Genomic DNA, 17,795 nt, shown 5'->3' with positions numbered 1-17,795 from the left:
GTCATATATAAAACAGGCCCTGTTTCTTTCGGTGAGGAGCATGGCCTGTTTGTTTTACTGGCTTAACACAGTGCACGCTCTTGCTGTGTCTTTTGATCAGCAAGTAAAATAGTAACTTCGGGCTAGCCGGGGTTACTCAGGATGGACTTTCGTCTGACGTGTCGTCTGAAGCACTATTTTCACGGCTGCAAAGTTAAATAAATCATACCTCTTCACTTACTTTTATGACAGTAACTCCAGACAAAGGCGAGTTAGAAGTCACAGTGGTCTTTCCCCGGGTACTTAAAAGTAAATTTTCCTTTTTTGATGACTAATGAATCTAAAAGATTATCTTCATTATAAAGAGTTCCTGAAAAAGAGCCTTTGATGCCTGGGATGGTTCTCCGTTCTTTTAGAGGAATTTCATTGACTTGAATTATGAATGGCCTTCTGGAAGGGTCGTTCACATATCGCTTGGGATTTCCCATTGACTGTTGTATCTGGAAGATAATGTATGACGCATCTATACCCTCTTTATAAGAGCCATATAAAGGATAGGTGCCCGGTTTCGTTACGTTCATCACCCGCATGCGAAGCAGGTTTTCGCTATAGGCATCAGCTCTTCCTGTTGGGTCGCGGTAGGCATAAATAGTGTAAACAGGAGCACTCCCGTAATGAGAAAAACTATAAGAATAGGTACTAACACACGTATCCTCTTTTGATTGGAAAGGAGTCCATAACCGATCATTTACCTCCATCGAAAATGAGTCAACTGGCACTCTGGCTTCAGGCTCCTCATCTTTGCAACTCATCAGCAATAGAAGTAATAAAACTATGCTGTAGGGGGCTGTACCCTTCACTCTTGAATATGCCATTGTAGTATTAAATCTAAATATAAAAGGAATTTCTGTCACTGTTCAATTTTTTCACTATATAATATAAATTATTTAGTGAAAAACTCTATACAATGGGGTATATTTATTATTTCACTCTGGCTGGCTCTACGCTGAAGGATACTCGACCAGTAGGGTATTATCTGATAAGATGTATAGGCGTTTTTCCCATAGTTGAACCTGTATAAGGTAATTTAATTAATTTCATCTGGTTATAAACGGCCTTTGTCGATATAAATACAAGGGAATGTCTATATTGTTGCTGCTTTCAATATAGAAAGGTAATTTTGGACACATCTAAAAGAATATCAGCTTTGAGCATTCTTAAAATTGAAGGCGTAACTAAAACCTACGCTAACCACGTGGCACTCGATAATGTCAGCTTTGAAATTCCGAAAGGCTGTATTTTTGGTTTGCTCGGCCCAAACGGTGCCGGGAAAACCTCGCTCATCCGCATCATCACCCAAATTACAGGGGCTGACAGTGGCAAAATATTCTTTAAGGGAGAGCGGCTCAAGCCAGACCACATTAAAGACATAGGATACCTGCCGGAGGAGCGTGGCCTCTACAAGAAGATGAAGGTGGGGGAGCAACTGCTCTACCTCACGCAGCTCAAAGGCCTGAGTAAATCTGATGCGACAGCGCGTATTAAAGCCTGGGTAGACCGATTTGAAATACGCGAATGGCTCGGCAAGAACATCGAAGACTTATCGAAAGGCATGCAGCAGAAGGTGCAATTCATTGCTACTGTCTTGCACGAGCCTGCGCTTATCATCCTTGATGAACCCTTCTCCGGCTTCGATCCTATAAATGCCAACCTCATAAAAGACGAGATCCTGCGCCTGCGCGATAACGGAGCCACCATTATTTTCTCCACGCACCGCATGGAGTCGGTAGAGGAGCTTTGTGATAATATTGCGCTCATCAACAGGGCGCAAAAAGTGCTGGACGGGCCTGTAAAGGAAATAAAAGACACCTATAAAACCGATACGTTTCAGGTAATAGGGAACGGCAGGCTATTGATTACGTCTCCGGACTTCCAGGTGATGGAGCAGCACGATAACCATGGCGTTTTCAGGGCTAATATCCGGCTGCTGAATAACACGACACCCAATGACCTGCTGCGTTACCTGATTCAGCGCGTGGAGATACATTCTTTTATAGAGCTGGTGCCGAGTATAAACGATATTTTCATTCAAAAAGTAAAGGAGACACATCATGTCTAAAGTTTGGTTGATTATACAGCGGGAATACCTGACGCGTGTCCGTAAAAAAAGCTTCATCATCATGACGCTGCTGACACCCATCCTGCTGGCTGCTTTCATGATTTTGCCGGGTCTGCTTATCACCATGTCCGGTGACACGGAGACGGTGATGGTGCTGGACGAAAGCGGCCTGTTTGAAGATAAGTTGCAGGACAAAGAGGACCTGAAGTTTATTCCGCTGGCAGGGTCGCTGGAGCAGGCGAAAATGGCTTATCAGGAAACGGATTATACAGCCCTGCTTTACATCCCTGAGATGTCGATTGACAATCCGCAGGGCATTACCTTGTACGGGAAGAAAAACACCAGCCTGCAAACACAGGTTCGACTGGAGAACACGCTGGAGAAAGAAATAGAGAACCAGCGCTTCCTGGCATCCGGCCTAGACCGGGAGACGCTGGATAAAATTGAGGCCAATGTAAAGTTGAACACTATAAACTTAAGCGATGAAGGCGAGAGAGACAACAACGCCATTATTACCTCCATTGCCGGAGTAGCCGGGGCCGTTATCATCTACTTCTTCATTTTTATGTATGGCGTCCAGATTATGCGGGGAGTAATAGAGGAAAAAACAAGCCGTATTGTGGAGGTGATGATATCGTCTGTGAAGCCTTTTCAGCTGATGATGGGTAAAATTATGGGTATTGCTGCGGTAGGCCTGACACAGTTTCTGCTCTGGATTGTACTTTCCTTTATAGCCGTAACAGCTGTTTCTGCTGCTTTCGGAATAGATGCCGCGCCGTCGCCGGCAGCACAGTTTGCAGCAGGGCAGGCCGCCGCGCAAGGGGAGGAAGAGTCAACAGCAACAGCTACGGTAGACAACCCGGCAGGAGAGAACGAGGTGGCTAACACCATCAGCGATGTAAAACGCAGTTTTGCTAACCTGAACATTGCCTTGATTTTTGGCTGCTTCCTTTTTTACTTTCTGGGAGGCTATCTACTCTACGGATCCCTCTTCGGAGCCATTGGAGCAGCCGTAGACAACGAAACAGACACGCAGCAGTTCATGATGCCCATCACGATTCCGCTGATTATTGCGTTCATCATGTCGTATTCTGTCGTGCTGAAAAACCCGGATGGACCGGTGGCGTTCTGGATGTCGATTATCCCGCTCACTTCCCCGATTGTGATGATGGTGCGGGTGCCCTTTGGCGTGCCCGCCTGGGAACTGCTGCTCTCGATGGCGCTGCTGATAGCTGGCTTTATATTTACCACCTGGATTGCGAGCCGCATTTACCGCGTCGGTATCCTGATGTATGGCAAAAAAATCAACTACAAAGAACTGTCGAAGTGGTTGTTCTATAGAGTATAAATAGCTGATAGAAACCAAATAAAGTATAAGCATAGCCGGTGCCTGAGGTGCCGGCTATTTTTTTGTAAATTGTGTGGATAATTATCATTAACTGAATGAGAAGACTGTCAATCCTAATACTGTTACTCCTCATGGTTACAGCTGTTACCTCTGCTCAAGATAAAGACAAGCCTGCCTATCGGCTCTTCACGAAGAGCGGTAAAAGTGTAAACTATGGCAAGATGCTGAAAAAGTTGAAGGAGGCCGAGGTAGTACTCTTCGGGGAGCAGCACAATGACCCGATTGCGCATTGGCTGCAGTTGGAACTGGCGAAGGATTTACACCAGGCACACCCGCAGAACTTTGCCATAGGAGTAGAGATGTTCGAGACAGATGTGCAACTGGTGCTAAACGAGTACCTGGCAAACCTGACGCCGGAAAGCAACTTTGAACAGGAGTCGCGGCCGTGGCCCAACTACACGACAGATTACAGGCCTGTGTTGCGCTATGCCAAAGAGAAGGGTATACCAGTTATAGCTACCAACGTACCGCGTCGTTATGCCGCCATGGTATCAGCAGGTAGTTTAAGTGCGCTGGGAGGTATTTCGGAGGAAGCCAAAAAATACATCGCGCCGCTGCCGATACAGATGGACACAAACCTGCCGGGATATAAGCGCATGATGGGTATGTTCGGGAGCAGTACGCACGGCAATACAAAAAGCGAGAACATAGTGCAGGCTCAGGCGCTGAAAGATGCCACCATGGCGCATTTTATACTAGAGCAGGTAAAGCAAGGTAAAAAGTTGCTCCACATCAACGGCGCCTATCACTCAGATAATTTTGAAGGCATTGGCTGGTATCTGAAGCAGGGACAGCCACAGCTAAAAACGGGCACCATTACCACTGTGCTGCAAGAGGACCTAGACAAACTATCAAAGGAAAATAAAGCGAAAGCAGACTTTATAATTGTAGTGCCCGCCAGCATGACACGGACATTCTAGTGAGCTTCATTGCTATTGCTCAAAAACAAGACCTCGCAACGTGCGCAGCTCCTGTGAGGTCTGATAACCTTAAAACAACAAAGCCCCGCCAAATGGCCGGGCTTTGCTTATTGAAGAGAAAGAAGGTTTCTGCTTATGCGGAGAAAGAGCTACCGCAACCGCAAGTGCTCTTCGCCTGCGGGTTGCTAAACGTAAAGCCTCGTGCGTTCAGGCCATCCTGGAAGTCAACTTCCATGCCTATCACGTACATGCCATGCTTCTTGTCCATGATAAGGGTCAGTCCATCTAAATCATAAGTCTCATCAGAATCCTTTGGCTTATCAAAGCCAAGCAGGTAAGACATGCCGGAGCATCCGCCGCCTTGCACACCAACGCGCAAGCCGTATTCTGCTGGTACATTCTTTTCCTGCATTATATTTCTAGCCTCCGCTAAGGCCTTTTCAGTCAAAGTGATAGGTGCAGTTTTAGTTTCTGTTGCCATAGTGTATGCTCTTTTATTTGTAGCCACAAACTTACACAATTCTCCTGAATTATGCTGCATGGCTATCTTGTCTACTCATTTAACAGCCAAACCAGCTGAATGATTCATGTATCTTCCGTTAATTTTTTACGATATTTAAGCTTTCATCAGACAACTAACATGAACGAATTTCTCATTTTTATTATAGACCTATTAAAAATCGCCCTGCCAGCTATTATCGTGGCGTTAGCCATGTACTACCTCGTGAAAAAGCACTACGAGCGGGATCATAAGATAAAGCTACTCGAATTGAGGCAAAAAAATGCAGAGGTAGTGCTGCCGATTCGTTTGCAGGCCTATGAGCGCATTGTGCTGTTGCTGGAGCGTATCACGCCAAGTAACCTGCTGTTGCGGGTAGGTGGCGCCGGACAGACGGCTGCCGAATACCACCGGGTGCTGCTCAACGAAATCCGAAATGAGTTTAACCACAATATGTCGCAGCAGGTGTACATGACGGAGCAGGCCTGGCAACAGGTAAAGCATGCCCGTGAAGATGTGGTAAACCTGATTAACAAAACATATAAGGAACTGCCTGAAAACTCCCGTGGCACAGATCTGGCCAAGCGCATTCTAGAGACTGTGCTGGCAACGGAACAGGACCCGACCTCCCGCGCGCTCACTTATGTGAAGCAGGAGATAGGGCAGGTATTTTGAGTTAGAGAGTTTGGGAGTTAGAAAGTTAGAGAGTTAAAAAAAGGGAAGAGGTAGAACGGCTCACGTTCTACCTCTTCCCTTTCTTGTCATATCCTTCAGTTTAATTACTCAAACAGCTCTTTTAACTTTTCTACCAGGGCCTTTACCTGTTCGGGGCTGTGGGCGGGGAAGTTGGCGATGCGGATCTGGCTTTCTTTGTACTTGCCGTAGCCGCTGCCTACTGCCATGTTAAACTCAGCTAAACGCTTGTTTACCTCCGATGCCGGTACAGTTGTGTTGGCCACAATGGTAGTGGGAGAGCGGTGTTGCGGGTTTTCTACCGCGGGCGTAAATGTCTTGCTCTGCTCCAGGTAATTATATACTAGGCTGGCTTTGGCTTCTGTTTCCTTTCTGATTGCCTCCACGCCTTTGCTGTTCATGTCCTCTACTACTTTGCCCAGTAGGTAAATGTCCAGCACGTTGGGTGTTTCCACCGTTTGGTTAACTTTGGCTTTGCTCAGCACAGCTGGTATACTGTGGTAAGAGCCGATAGTCTGGCCTTGAGCAGCCAAGGCTTCTGCCTTAGCAATGCAACGGTCGTTCAGGAGCCATACACCCAAACCAGCCGGAAGGCCGAAGCACTTCTGCACGGAAAAATAAACAGCATCTACTTTCGAAAAATCGAAAGCAGGGTATGGCAGCGAAGAAACAGCATCTACATAAATTAAGGCGTCCGAAGAAGCTTTTTCCCGGAAATGGTTGATTTCAGCCACAGGCATAGCGGCTCCGGAGCTTGTTTCGTTCTGTATAAGCGCTACCAATTCCGCGGATGCAGGCACTGTAATACTTGCCACGTCAAAACCCTCGCTGAACGGCACCTCGTGCTTTTGCGCCTTCAGCCCCAGTTCCTGCGCCGTTTCAAAAAAGCGTGCCGAGAATGAGCCGTTCACCAGGTGAAAGCTCTCCTGCTGCACCGTGTTCTGAATAGCGCGTTCCCATACTTCCGTCGCTGATGCCAGGAACAGCACTTCATAGTTATCTGGCAGCTGCAACAGCTGTCGTAGCCCTTCCACCGCATGCGCGAATATCTCCTGAAACTGCTTGCTGCGGTGCGAAATACTGCCAATCTTCTCCTCTAACGCCGTGTGCATGTGCTGCGGCACGGTAGGGTACAGCTCCGATGGCCCGGGGGTGAAGTATACTTTGTTGTTCATTTCTCCTGCGTCGTGATACGTGCTACCTGATTTGTTAATACAACATGCGGAACTTGATGGTGTGTGCTACACCCCGCATGTCATTAACCAGTTGTTTGTCATACTTCTTATTCACGTCAGTAATCACGTAACCTACATGCTCATTTGTTTTAAGGTACTGGCCCAGGATGTTTACTTGGTTCTTTGCCAGCACATTATTAATGTCGGCCAGCACGCCTGGCACATTTTGATGTATGTGAATGAGGCGATGCGCGTTTTTCAGTTCCGGCAACTGGATATTCGGGAAGTTGACGCTTTGGTAGGTATTGCCTGAGTTAATATAGTCCATAATGCGGTTAGGCACAAAGTTGGCAATATTCACCTGTGCCTCAGACGTACTGCCACCGATGTGTGGGGTAAGAATCACGTTGGGCAGGCCGCACAGTTCACTCACAAAAGGCTCGCTATTTGTGGCGGGCTCTTGCGGGAATACGTCTACGGCTGCGCCGCGCAACTTGCCTGATTTTAGGCTCTCTACCAGTGCCTGAATGTCCACGACGTGGCCGCGGCTCAGGTTCAGGAAAATGGCACCGTCCTTCATGGCGGCAAACTCCTGCGCTCCGAAAATATTTTTGTTTTCCGGGCGGCCGTCCACGTGCAGTGTCACAAAATCAGCCTTCTCCAGTAGCTCACGGAGGGTGTCGCATTTGCGCGCGTTACCCAACTGCAACTTCTCTACTACATCGTAGTAGTACACCACCATGCCCATCGCTTCCGCCAGCACGGATAGCTGTGCCCCGATGTTGCCGTAGCCTATAATGCCCAATTTCTTGTCGCGGACCTCATAACTACCTGTGGCCGACTTGTCCCAGGTACTTTCGTGCATTTTGCTGCTCTTGTCTACAATGCCACGGCTCAGCATAATAATTTCTCCAATAGCCATTTCCACTACGCTGCGGGTGTTGCTATAGGGTGCATTGAATACCGTTACGCCGGCTTTGAGGCATGCATCCAGGTCAATCTGGTTCGTGCCGATGCAGAAGGCCCCAACGCTCATAAGGCGGTTGGCATGCTCCAGCACCTTGCGGGTTACGTGTGTTTTGCTCCGGATGCCCAGTATCGAAACATTCTGTATTTTCTCACAAAGCTCCTCCTCGCTCAGGGCACCTGCAATGGTTTCTACTTGGTACCCTTCGTGCCGGAACATCTCTACTGCCCTTGGGTGAATGTTCTCCAGCAGCAGTACGCTTATCCTGTTTTTGGGGTAGGAGATAGCCATTGGCAACTTGTTCTGGTACAGAAATTCATCTAAGCTTGGGGCAATGTGTTCTGCCTTCGCCAGCACGCTGTCGCGGGACACGTTTTCAGTGAAAGCATAGAACTTGTTAGCTAGCCCGGCTTCTTTGATCTCATAGTCTGTATAGCCATCACCGATAACATAGACATCGCCCGTGAGTGCCAATTGCTCCAGCAGCTTGATTTTTCCTTTATCAAGGCTAAGCACGTTTTTCTCATCAAAGCCGATGATATTTCCGTTGTCGTCTAACTTGAAGGTGTTGGCGTAGATATTCTCTTCTTTGATGCCGTATTGCGTTACAATAGGCGTGATAAATTCCTTGAACCCGCTTGATACAATAAAAATCTGGTCTGAGTACTCTTTCAGGAACTCTTTGTTTCTGCGCACGGATTGAGAGACTTTATCCTGCAATACATTAATAAGCTGTGGCAGGTGTTTCTGATGTGCCTTTAGCAGGTCCAGGCGCTTACGCAAACCCTCTGCAAAAGAACTCTTCCCGGCCATGGCGCTGTCTGTCAGTTCTTTTACCTGCTGCAGTATACTTTCTTTCTGAGGGTCTCCCTCAAGTGATAACTCGCCTAGTTCGTCCAAGGCTTCTACTTTGGTGAAAGTACTGTCAAAATCAATGATGAAGTATTTGTCTTTGCTCATGTCTGTAATAAGGAATATAGGCTATACCTAAAAGCGCAGGTATAACAACAAGGGTAAGAGGGCATAAATATAAAAAAAAGAACTGGCAACTTATAAGATGCCAGTTCTTTTTGAATTTAAGTTTTTTATCAGATGATTGAATTTATAGTAATGCCAGTTGTGTATTGATGATTTTTTGATAAAAATCCTCATAGAGCGGCACAATTTTATCAACATCAAAATCTTTAGCACGCCGCAAAGCGTTTGCTTTAAAGCGAGGGAGGTTTTCATCATCCAGTACATATAAGGCCTTCTCCACCATTTCGTCTATAGCGCCAACCGGGCTTGTGAATCCTGTTTCGCCATCAACATTCAGTTCTGGTATACCGCCTGCATTAGTGGATACTACGGGCACCTCACAGGCCATTGCCTCCAGTGCGGCCAGGCCAAAGCTTTCCTTTTCAGAAGGCATCAGGAACAAATCTGCTATAGAGAGTACTTCTTCCACGGCATCCAGTTTCCCTAAAAAGCGCACATCCTGGCAAATCTGCAGCTCCCGGCAAAGCTTCTCCATCTTGGGTCGGTCCGGCCCGTCGCCCACCAAAAGTAATTTGCTTGGGATTTGCTGGCGCACTTTCGCAAAAATCCGAATAACATCCTCCACGCGCTTCACCGCCCGGAAGTTGGAAGTATGAACCAACAGCTTCTCTTCACTCGGGGCAATAGCCATACGGAAGTGCTCTCTCTTCTGGCGCTTAAACTTCTCAAGATTGATAAAGTTAGGAATCACTTCAATATCCTGCTCAATGTCGAAGTAGTCGTAAGTTTCGGAGCGCAGGCTATCAGAAACCGCTGTTACTCCATCCGATTGATTGATACTGAAGGTAACCACCGGCTCAAACGAAGCATCCTTGCCCACCAGTGTAATATCTGTGCCATGCAGGGTGGTGATAACCGGAATACTGATGCCCTTTGTCTTGAGGATCTGCTTCGCCATAAAGGCCGCTGAAGCATGCGGAATAGCGTAATGCACGTGCAGCAGGTCCAGCTTCTCAAAGCGTGCGATATCCACCATTTTACTGGCCAGTGCCAGTTCGTAGGGTGGGTACTGGAAGAGCGGGTAAGTAGGTATAAATACTTCGTGGTAAAAAAGGTTCTCGCTGAAAAGGTCGAGGCGTGCAGGCTGGCTGTATGTAATAAAGTGCACTTTGTGGCCCTTCAGAGCTAGCGCCTTGCCAAGCTCTGTGGCCACCACGCCGCTACCGCCAAATGTAGGGTAACAAACTATGCCGATTCTCATTTTCTGAATATATAAAAAACAAAAGTGCAGCCAACTAACGTGACTGCACCTGCTAAACTACCAATTATCTTTTATGTTTTAGGAATCATCGCTTTATAAACCACATCGTGTATCCTGGTCCGGATGTTATACTTCAGCAGTCTGTTATTGCCGCCATCCGGGAATACTCTGTTAGAGAGGAAGATGTAGATGAGCTTGTTCTCCGGGTCTACCCAGGCACCTGTTCCTGTAAAGCCTGTATGACCAAACGTACTCATAGGAGCCAGGTCTGAGGTAGGGCCGTGGCCTTCCGGTTCTGGTTTATCCCAGCCAACGCCACGGCGGCTATCTTTTGAGTTCCGCTGTGAAAATTCTGTGACCACGTTAGAGTTAAAATACTTGTGCCCGCCATAGTTGCCGTTGTTCAGGTTCATCTGCATGAGAACGGCCAGGTCGTTGGCGTTGGAGAACAACCCGGCATGCCCGGCCACGCCGCCCAGCATAGCTGCACTCTGGTCGTGCACGCTACCCCAAATCAGGTTGTGGCGGAAATACTTGTCATCTTCCGTCGGGGCAATTACATCGCGGGAGTGCTTAAGCAGTGGCTTATACGTCATAGTACTCAAGCCAAGAGGGGCATAAAAGTTCTGATCCATGAACTCATCCAGCGGCTGGTTCAGCATTCTCTCTGCCACACGCTTCAGCACGTAGAAGTCAAGGTCGCTATACTTGTACTCATGGCCCCTTCCGCCTTTTTTAGCTGGCAGCATCCTGGATTTCACCGTCCAGGTCCAGAGTGAGTCTTCCATTGTTTTGATAGAGTAAAAACCTGGAATCACTTCGTTCGGGTAAGAATCTGAGCGGTTGCTGGCATAAAACATATTCTTGGTTTCCAAAGAGGCTGATGTCTTTTGCCAGTTAGGCAAACCAGCCAGTAAACCCGCCTGGTGCGTCAGTACGTCGCGCAGCACAATACTTTCCTTATTTGTTCCTTTCAACTCTGGAAGGTAAGTAGATACTTTTGCATCAATGTTGATTTTGCCCTGGTCTTTCAGGAACATAATAGCCTGTAAGGTAGCCGCTACTTTTGTAATAGAGGCAACATCATATACAGTATGCTTCGTGACAGGCTTTTGCTTTTCGTAGGTATAGTGGCCGTAGGATTTGTCAAAGATTACGGTTCCGTCTTTTACCACCAGCACCTGTGCGCCCGGAGTGGCGGCATAGGTTATCGCCTCTGTGGCAATATTGTCAATCTGCTGTAATACTTTTGAGTCCATGCCCACGCTTTCCGGGGTGCCATACTTCAGGCGGCCTATCGCTTGTGTTGCAACGCCAGTGCCTGACTTATAAGCAGCTGAGGCAGTTACAGGAAGTTTGCCTTTGGCTGCACGTGCACCAAATAGTGCCTGTGGCACCAGCATCTGCGCAACAGGGTTATCTTCATACCCACACACGAGCCAGTTGCTACCTTCAAAGAACTTGAGGCTATAGGCATTGCCCATTACCACTACCACGACCTTCTTGTTGGTGCGCTCCTGCAGGTACTTAATAAAGGCTCGGGTGCCAACACCTATACCAAAGTTTTTGGCAGGTGTGAAGTTCATGTTATGAATACTCACCACCACCAGGTCATTGTCTTTCAACTGCGGAATAACCTTCGTGAAAGCGGAGTCAGGTGCAAAGCGATCAGGTATAGTAAATTTATTCAGTGGTGCGTAATTTCCCAGTGTTTCCTGGAACATGTTGTTTGCAGGAGCACCGATAGCTACGGAGGCAATACTTAAGGTGTCGAGGTTGCGGAAAGGAAGCAAATTGCTTTTGTTCTCTACTACTGTTACAGAATGCTCATAAAGCTGCTCCTGCACAACGGTGCTAAGTGGCCGGTCTATGTCTTCCTGAAGGTTATCCAGTGCAACTGGCTTGTAGTTGTTAAGCCCCGCCCAGTACTTAGCATGCAGAATTTTCCTTACATGCTGGTCTACTTCGTCCTGCGTCAGTTGTTTAGTGGCAATGGCTTCCTTTATCTTTGTAATGGCGGTTGGTACATCCTCCGGGAAGAGCAGGACATCATTTCCAGCCATCAGCGCCTTTAAATCTACCACACCCGGCTTATAGTAGCGGCTCACCGCTTTCATGTTCAGGGCATCGGTAAACACTAAGCCCTTGTATTTCATCTTCTCCTTTAAAAGGCCTGTTACCAGTGGTCGGGACAGCGTAGTGGGGAGGTTGAGGGTGGAGTCAATGCTTGGCATATACAGGTGCGCCACCATCACGCCCATTACGCCAGCTTCAAAGGATTTTTTGAAGGGATGAAGTTCTACCTCTGTCAGGCGCTTTATATCGTGCGGCACAACGGGCAGGGAGAGGTGGGAGTCGGTGTCAGTGTCGCCGTGGCCGGGGAAGTGCTTGGCTACCGCCATTACACCGTGGTCCTGCAGGCCCTTGATGTAAGCAATGCCGTGGCGGGTAACCTCTTCTGTGGATTCTCCGAAGGAACGGCTTCCGATAACCGGGTTCGTGGCATTCACGTTCACGTCCAGCACCGGTGAGAAGCTCACGTTCACGCCCAGGCGCTTCATCTTCAGGGCAATTTCGCGGCCCATCAGGTAAACATACTTTTCATCAGTAATGGCGCCCAGGGTCATCTGGCGGGCAAAGTGCATGCTGCTGTCTAAGCGCATGTTCAGGCCCCACTCCGCATCCATGGCAATGAGCATAGGTACCTTCGCCTGGCGCTGGTAACGGTTTGTAAGAATAGCCTGGCGCATAGGGCCGCCCTGCATGAACATGATGCCCCCAACGCCATAGCGGCTCACAAGGGTATCTATGCCACGGAAATGCTTTTCGTTTTTATTAGAATAGGCAGCCACCATAAACAGCTGGCCGATGCGCTGCTCAGGAGAGAGTGTCGTCATGACGCTGTCAACCCAGTTTTTCTCTTCTTCATTGACGACCACTTCCTCTGACGGCTTTAACGACATCAGTGGCCCCACTGCGAGAAAAACGAGTATCAACAACCCTAAACTAAAACTCTTCAACATCCTGTGCTACTTTATTTATAATTGGAACAAGTCAAAATTAAGCCTAATTTTGCAAAAGGCGGCTCGGAAAAACAGACTAATTTTCAGAGGTGATACACATTTCTTTCACTAGTCTGATAAAAGGCAGAGAACCTATTGCCTGCCTGTAAGCGAACGCGGCTTCAAAGAGTAGCTTTATAAGCTAACGCCACGATCCCCAGCATCGACACATGCACATTTGCTATATATATAGACGAAAATGAAAGCAAATCGTTAGCTGATGTTCCTGCCTTTTTTTAATTCGGTCTCTAATTTAATAATAAATTTGATTCCGAATAAGTTCTGTTTTTACATATTTAGTAAGAGCAATAATTCTGCCGTAAAAGCCTGAATTAACTAATAAAGCTAGAAAATAATATATATAAATAAGGAGTTAGAGAACCGGATGCCCGACATCATACATTTACTGCCTGATTTCCTTGCCAACCAGATTGCTGCCGGTGAAGTGGTGCAACGCCCTGCCTCGGTGGTGAAGGAACTGCTGGAGAATGCCGTGGATGCCAAAGCGACCAGTGTTCAGGTAATAGTGAAGGAGGCAGGCAAGCAGTTAGTACAGGTGGTGGACAACGGCATCGGTATGTCAGAGACAGACGCTCGTATGTGCTTTGAGCGCCACGCCACTTCTAAAATTGCCACTACCGAGGACCTTTTCCGCATCCGGACAATGGGTTTCCGGGGCGAGGCCATGGCCTCTATCGGGGCGGTGGCACAGGTAGAGCTTAAAACAAAGCCACAAGGCGCCGAAGCCGGAACAAAGCTCTTGGTCGAGGGTTCAGTGGTAGTGTTGCAGGAGCCCGCCGCAGTGCCCGGAGGAACCTCCATTGCAGTAAAGAACCTGTTTTATAATGTGCCAGCCAGGCGCAATTTCTTGAAGACCAATGCAGTAGAGATGCGCCATATCCTGGACGAGTTTCAGCGGGTGTCGTTGGCCTATCCTGAAGTAACTTTCACGCTGCACCATAACGATACAGAGGTGTTCAACCTGCCTGCCGGTAAGCTAAGCCAGCGTATTGTGAGCATATTTGGCAGCAACTATAAAGAGCAGATGGCCTACTGTGAGGAAGATACCACCTTTCTGACGGTGAAGGGATATATCGGCAAGCCAGAGCACGCGAAGAAAACACGGGGAGAGCAGTTCTTCTTTGTAAACAACCGCTTTGTGAAGAGCGGCTACCTGAACCACGCCGTTATGACGGCTTTCGAGGGCCTGGTGCCGAAAGAGAACCACCCTTTCTATGTGCTGTTTATCGAGCTGGATCCGGAGAAAATTGATATCAACGTACATCCAACCAAAACCGAAATAAAGTTTGAGGACGAGAAAACAGTGTATGCCATTGTGCATGCTGCTGTGAAAAAAGCCTTGGGTGCTTATAATATTGCCCCATCGCTGGATTTTGAAGGCGATGTGAACTTTGCCCCGTTGCAACCGATACGTGTGCAGGGTGGCTTTAATGAATTTGACCCGGATAATAGACCCAGAAGCGGCGGGAGCACAGCTTTCCCCGATTTCACGCCACCTGCTTCTTTCAGGAGAGCTACTTCTAAAGGCTGGGAGCAACTTTATGAACCTATGCGGGAGCAGCCGCTGGAGGAGGAAGGTACTACTTCGGCCTCCTCCGGAATGGGCTTGCTGGATGATGCCTTCGCTGCAACGGACATACCGGCCGCTTCTTCAAACAAAGCCATACAGATACACCAGAAGTATTTACTGGTGCAGGTAAAGTCCGGGGTGATGATCATCGACCAGCAGGCGGCGCAGGAGCGTATCTTGTATGAGAAGTACATGGTCTCGCTGCAAAAGAAAACAGGCGCCTCGCAGGCGCTGCTGTTTCCGCAGACGGTGCAGCTTTCTCCGGCGGATGCCAACCTGATGCATGAATTGGCGGGAGAGTTCAAAGACATGGGCTTCCTGTTCGAGGATTTTGGTGGTAACACTATCATTCTTAATGGTATACCAGCCGATGTGCATGCTGTAAACGAAAAAGAGCTGCTGGAAGAATTAATTGAGCAGTATAAAAACAACTTGACCTCCTTAAAGCTTGATAAGCGTGAGAACCTGGCCCGGTCTATGGCCCGGCGTCTTGCATCAAGGTCTCTATCACGTATGTCGGACCTTGAGATGAATTCTCTCGTAGATAAACTTTTTGCCTGCCAGGTGCCAAATTATGCCCCGGGTGGGCAGAAAACGCTGGTTATCATGCAGCTTGGCCAGCTGCACGATCTTTTTATGAAAGGCTGAATTAGATTGCATCATTGTTGATTGTTAAATTGTTGTTTTGGAAACCCTAACCGGGTTAAGAGCAGGTTTAAATTTTGTTTTGAAAGCATACATTTGCAGCATCAAAAATAAAGGCCAAACCTGCTTCAGAATCTCCAAAGCAATATTTTGAACAGGTACCAGCTTTAAGTTGTCACTGAGGCGGGATTTATATTTCTAAAAGAAAATTCGCATGTTTAATATTACCCCAATGGTCAGGAATCTCCTGATCATTAATGTGGTTGTGTACTTATTGCAACTTAGTGGCGTAATCAGTATCGAAACTTTCGCGTTGCATTACTTTGGCTCTGATTATTTCCGGCCCATTCAGTTGTTTTCGCATATGTTTATGCATGGCGGCTGGGGGCATCTTTTCAGCAACATGTTCAGCTTGTTTATATTCGGGCCTATGCTGGAGCGTTTCTGGGGGCCACAGCGGTTTCTGGCCTTTTACCTAATCACAGGTTTAGGCGCCAGCCTTTTATACTCGGGCGTGCGTGGTTACGAGCTAAACCAGTTGGAGGAGGAAACAGTGAGCTATATTGCTAACCCTGACCCCACACGCTTTTATAATTATATGGAGGATCATTTTTCTGGTGGTTATGAGCAGGGGTTTGCCGTAGAATACCGACGCAATCCCGATAACCCTTCTTATATAGAAGAAAGCAAGGAAGCCGTGCGTTATGTGTTCAGCCGGATGTATAACAGCCCGATGCTGGGGGCCTCAGGCGCTGTTTTCGGGATATTGATGGCCTTTGGCCTGCTGTTCCCCAACCTGGAACTGATGCTGCTGTTTCTGCCTATACCTATAAAAGCGAAGTACTTTGTGCTGTTTTATGGTGCCTACGAGTTATACTCGGGCTTCAACCGGATGCCTGGAGACAACGTAGCACACTTTGCGCACCTTGGAGGTATGCTCTTCGCGTATATACTTGTGAAGATGTGGCAGCGAAACGATTATCAGGATAATTTTTAAAAACAATGAGCATCCTTGAAGATATAAAGTACAATTTCCGTCAGTCCAGCAACACATTGAAGCAACTCATCATCATCAATGTCATTGTATTTGTGGTGCTGATTGTGTTGCGTACGATCCTGGTTTTAACAGGCGGGTCAGGGATATACGACCTGATAATGCGCTACCTGGCGCTTAATTCTTATCCTCTCACCTTCATTACCCGTCCCTGGACGCTGATTACCTATTTCTTTACACATGAGGGCTTTCTGCACATCATCTTTAACATGCTGAACCTATACTGGTTCGGGCAGATAGTGCGCGAGTACCTGGGCGAGAAAAAGCTGCTCAGCCTGTACGTGCTGGGTGGTTTAGCGGGAGGAGTGCTGTACCTGCTCTGCTACAACTTTATACCTTATTTTGCTGACCGTGCCGCTTATTCTATGATGATTGGAGCCTCTGCCAGTGTGCTGGCCGTTGTGGTAGGAGCTGCAGTCTTGTTGCCTAACTATGCCTTTAACCTGATCCTGATTGGCCCTATCAAGATAAAGTATATTGCTGCCTTCCTGGTGCTATTGTCTATCTCCGGTGCCGTTGGCGATAATGCCGGTGGTAACATTGCCCACATAGGAGGAGCCGTTCTAGGTTGGGCGTTTATCAAGCAACTGCAGCGAGGCAATGACATGGGCCGGCCGATACATGCTGTTATTGACTTCTTCTCTGGCTTGTTTAAACGCAGGCCAAACCTGAAGGTAACACACCGCCGTTCAACAACGGCCTCTTCTACTCCCACTAATCCCACTAACGGGAGCAAGTCCACTTTTGGCCAGGCAGGCAAGCCCAGCCAGAACGAGATTGACCGTATCCTGGATAAAATATCAAGTTCCGGCTACGAAAGCCTTTCGAAAGATGAGAAGCAGAAGCTCTTTCAGGCAAGTCAGAAAGATTAAAGCCAAACGTTATCCTGAAGATGTAAGACCTACTCTATGCCTGTTTTCCAAAACACACCAGAAGAATGGCAGCGGCTGGATTGGTCTATCCTGCAGAATGGCTACGTTTGCCTTTACTCCCGCCCGGAGTTCCTGCTCATAGACATCAGCTGGTTCCGGAAAGAGCGCTACAGAGTACATGAACTTGATTGCTCCAGGTGGGAGGAAGAGCAGAAAATGCACGACGAGCTGAAGCAGAAGCTAAGGTTTAAAGATACTTACGCAAGCAGCTTTAGTTCTTTAAAAGATAGCCTGAAGGAAATAGATATCACCGGCAAAGGCATGGTGCTGGTGCTGCACCACTTCGACACGCTGGAAAACGAAACGGCTCAGATTTTACTCGATATTTTATCCAAAGCCTCGCAATGGCACCTGCTGCTCGGGGAGCGGCTACTGACCCTGTTGCAGGTAGATGACTCGCAGATAATCTATGAACCAGTAGGAGCAAGGCCTGTTACCTGGAACCCGCACGAGTGGCTGGATATACCTTTATAAGGCTAGCCATTGAACCATATACCTGTACAACATAAAAC

14 protein-coding genes are annotated in these 17,795 nt (G+C 47.8%); 8 read left to right on the top strand and 6 right to left on the bottom strand.

The window, feature by feature from the left end; genetic code table 11:
• Positions 1-251 precede the first annotated feature (251 nt).
• A complete protein-coding gene (locus E1919_RS12420; RefSeq protein ID WP_162053727.1) occupies positions 252-854 on the bottom strand; it encodes a DUF5025 domain-containing protein in 603 nt (200 codons plus the stop codon).
• Positions 855-1,186: 332 nt separating this feature from the next.
• On the opposite strand from E1919_RS12420, the gene E1919_RS12415 reads away from it, so the two are divergent.
• The 3 genes from E1919_RS12415 (at position 1,187) to E1919_RS12405 (ending at position 4,426) form a co-directional block, all read left to right on the top strand.
• Entirely contained in the window at positions 1,187-2,098 is a 912-nt protein-coding gene (locus E1919_RS12415; RefSeq protein WP_162053726.1) for an ABC transporter ATP-binding protein, read from the top strand.
• Positions 2,091-3,446, top strand: a complete 1,356-nt coding sequence (locus tag E1919_RS12410; RefSeq protein WP_162053725.1) for an ABC transporter permease — start codon at positions 2,091-2,093, stop codon at positions 3,444-3,446. The genes E1919_RS12415 and E1919_RS12410 overlap by 8 nt, the downstream gene beginning before the upstream one ends.
• Positions 3,447-3,541: 95 nt before the next feature.
• Positions 3,542-4,426 carry a ChaN family lipoprotein gene (locus E1919_RS12405; protein WP_162053724.1) on the top strand — a complete coding sequence of 295 codons (885 nt, stop codon included), beginning with the start codon at positions 3,542-3,544 and terminating at the stop codon, positions 4,424-4,426.
• Between the two features lie 133 nt (positions 4,427-4,559).
• Here E1919_RS12405 and E1919_RS12400 read toward each other — a convergent pair whose 3' ends face one another.
• Entirely contained in the window at positions 4,560-4,907 is a 348-nt protein-coding gene (locus tag E1919_RS12400) for a HesB/IscA family protein (RefSeq protein WP_115563786.1), read from the bottom strand.
• Positions 4,908-5,066: 159 nt separating this feature from the next.
• Between E1919_RS12400 and E1919_RS12395 the strand changes: the two genes are divergently transcribed.
• The gene (locus tag E1919_RS12395; RefSeq protein ID WP_162053723.1) at positions 5,067-5,600 is read left to right on the top strand and encodes a DUF7935 family protein; all 534 of its coding nucleotides are present in this window, start codon (positions 5,067-5,069) and stop codon (positions 5,598-5,600) included.
• A 104-nt stretch (positions 5,601-5,704) separates the two neighbouring features.
• On the opposite strand, the gene E1919_RS12390 is transcribed toward E1919_RS12395, so the two are convergent.
• From E1919_RS12390 to E1919_RS12375, 4 genes are all read right to left on the bottom strand, one after another.
• Complete coding sequence (locus E1919_RS12390) at positions 5,705-6,793, bottom strand: aminotransferase class V-fold PLP-dependent enzyme (RefSeq protein ID WP_162053722.1); 1,089 nt, start codon at positions 6,791-6,793, stop codon at positions 5,705-5,707.
• A 34-nt stretch (positions 6,794-6,827) separates the two neighbouring features.
• Positions 6,828-8,720 (bottom strand): phosphoglycerate dehydrogenase, encoded by a 1,893-nt coding sequence (gene serA / locus E1919_RS12385; RefSeq protein WP_162053721.1) that lies wholly within the window; start codon positions 8,718-8,720, stop codon positions 6,828-6,830.
• A gap of 142 nt (positions 8,721-8,862) precedes the next feature.
• A complete protein-coding gene (bshA, locus tag E1919_RS12380) occupies positions 8,863-9,999 on the bottom strand; it encodes an N-acetyl-alpha-D-glucosaminyl L-malate synthase BshA (RefSeq protein WP_162053720.1) in 1,137 nt (378 codons plus the stop codon).
• Positions 10,000-10,070: 71 nt separating this feature from the next.
• Complete coding sequence (locus E1919_RS12375; protein ID WP_237144315.1) at positions 10,071-13,022, bottom strand: glycoside hydrolase family 3 N-terminal domain-containing protein; 2,952 nt, start codon at positions 13,020-13,022, stop codon at positions 10,071-10,073.
• A gap of 424 nt (positions 13,023-13,446) precedes the next feature.
• Between E1919_RS12375 and mutL the strand changes: the two genes are divergently transcribed.
• From mutL to E1919_RS12355, 4 genes are all read left to right on the top strand, one after another.
• Entirely contained in the window at positions 13,447-15,300 is a 1,854-nt protein-coding gene (gene mutL, locus E1919_RS12370) for a DNA mismatch repair endonuclease MutL (protein WP_162053719.1), read from the top strand.
• 211 nt (positions 15,301-15,511) lie between these two features.
• Complete coding sequence (locus tag E1919_RS12365; RefSeq protein ID WP_162053718.1) at positions 15,512-16,294, top strand: rhomboid family intramembrane serine protease; 783 nt, start codon at positions 15,512-15,514, stop codon at positions 16,292-16,294.
• Between the two features lie 5 nt (positions 16,295-16,299).
• Positions 16,300-17,223: a rhomboid family intramembrane serine protease gene (locus E1919_RS12360; RefSeq protein ID WP_162053717.1), complete on the top strand. Its 924-nt coding sequence runs from the start codon at positions 16,300-16,302 to the stop codon at positions 17,221-17,223.
• A gap of 36 nt (positions 17,224-17,259) precedes the next feature.
• Positions 17,260-17,757 (top strand): barstar family protein, encoded by a 498-nt coding sequence (locus tag E1919_RS12355; RefSeq protein WP_162053716.1) that lies wholly within the window; start codon positions 17,260-17,262, stop codon positions 17,755-17,757.
• Positions 17,758-17,795 lie beyond the last annotated feature (38 nt).

It is taken from the genome of Pontibacter pamirensis (assembly GCF_010015475.1).
GTDB lineage: Bacteria > Bacteroidota > Bacteroidia > Cytophagales > Hymenobacteraceae > Pontibacter > Pontibacter pamirensis.
This window is presented reverse-complemented; position numbering and strand designations above follow the sequence as displayed.

Coding starts and splice junctions, on each gene's coding strand:
- E1919_RS12420 (WP_162053727.1), bottom strand. CDS start 854: ATGGCATATTCAAGAGTGAAGGGTACAGCCCCCTACAGCATAGTTTTA.
- E1919_RS12410 (WP_162053725.1), top strand. CDS start 2,091: ATGTCTAAAGTTTGGTTGATTATACAGCGGGAATACCTGACGCGTGTC.
- E1919_RS12405 (WP_162053724.1), top strand. CDS start 3,542: ATGAGAAGACTGTCAATCCTAATACTGTTACTCCTCATGGTTACAGCT.
- E1919_RS12400 (WP_115563786.1), bottom strand. CDS start 4,907: ATGGCAACAGAAACTAAAACTGCACCTATCACTTTGACTGAAAAGGCC.
- E1919_RS12395 (WP_162053723.1), top strand. CDS start 5,067: ATGAACGAATTTCTCATTTTTATTATAGACCTATTAAAAATCGCCCTG.
- E1919_RS12390 (WP_162053722.1), bottom strand. CDS start 6,793: ATGAACAACAAAGTATACTTCACCCCCGGGCCATCGGAGCTGTACCCT.
- serA (WP_162053721.1), bottom strand. CDS start 8,720: ATGAGCAAAGACAAATACTTCATCATTGATTTTGACAGTACTTTCACC.
- bshA (WP_162053720.1), bottom strand. CDS start 9,999: ATGAGAATCGGCATAGTTTGTTACCCTACATTTGGCGGTAGCGGCGTG.
- E1919_RS12375 (WP_237144315.1), bottom strand. CDS start 13,022: ATGTTGAAGAGTTTTAGTTTAGGGTTGTTGATACTCGTTTTTCTCGCA.
- mutL (WP_162053719.1), top strand. CDS start 13,447: ATGCCCGACATCATACATTTACTGCCTGATTTCCTTGCCAACCAGATT.
- E1919_RS12365 (WP_162053718.1), top strand. CDS start 15,512: ATGTTTAATATTACCCCAATGGTCAGGAATCTCCTGATCATTAATGTG.
- E1919_RS12360 (WP_162053717.1), top strand. CDS start 16,300: ATGAGCATCCTTGAAGATATAAAGTACAATTTCCGTCAGTCCAGCAAC.
- E1919_RS12355 (WP_162053716.1), top strand. CDS start 17,260: ATGCCTGTTTTCCAAAACACACCAGAAGAATGGCAGCGGCTGGATTGG.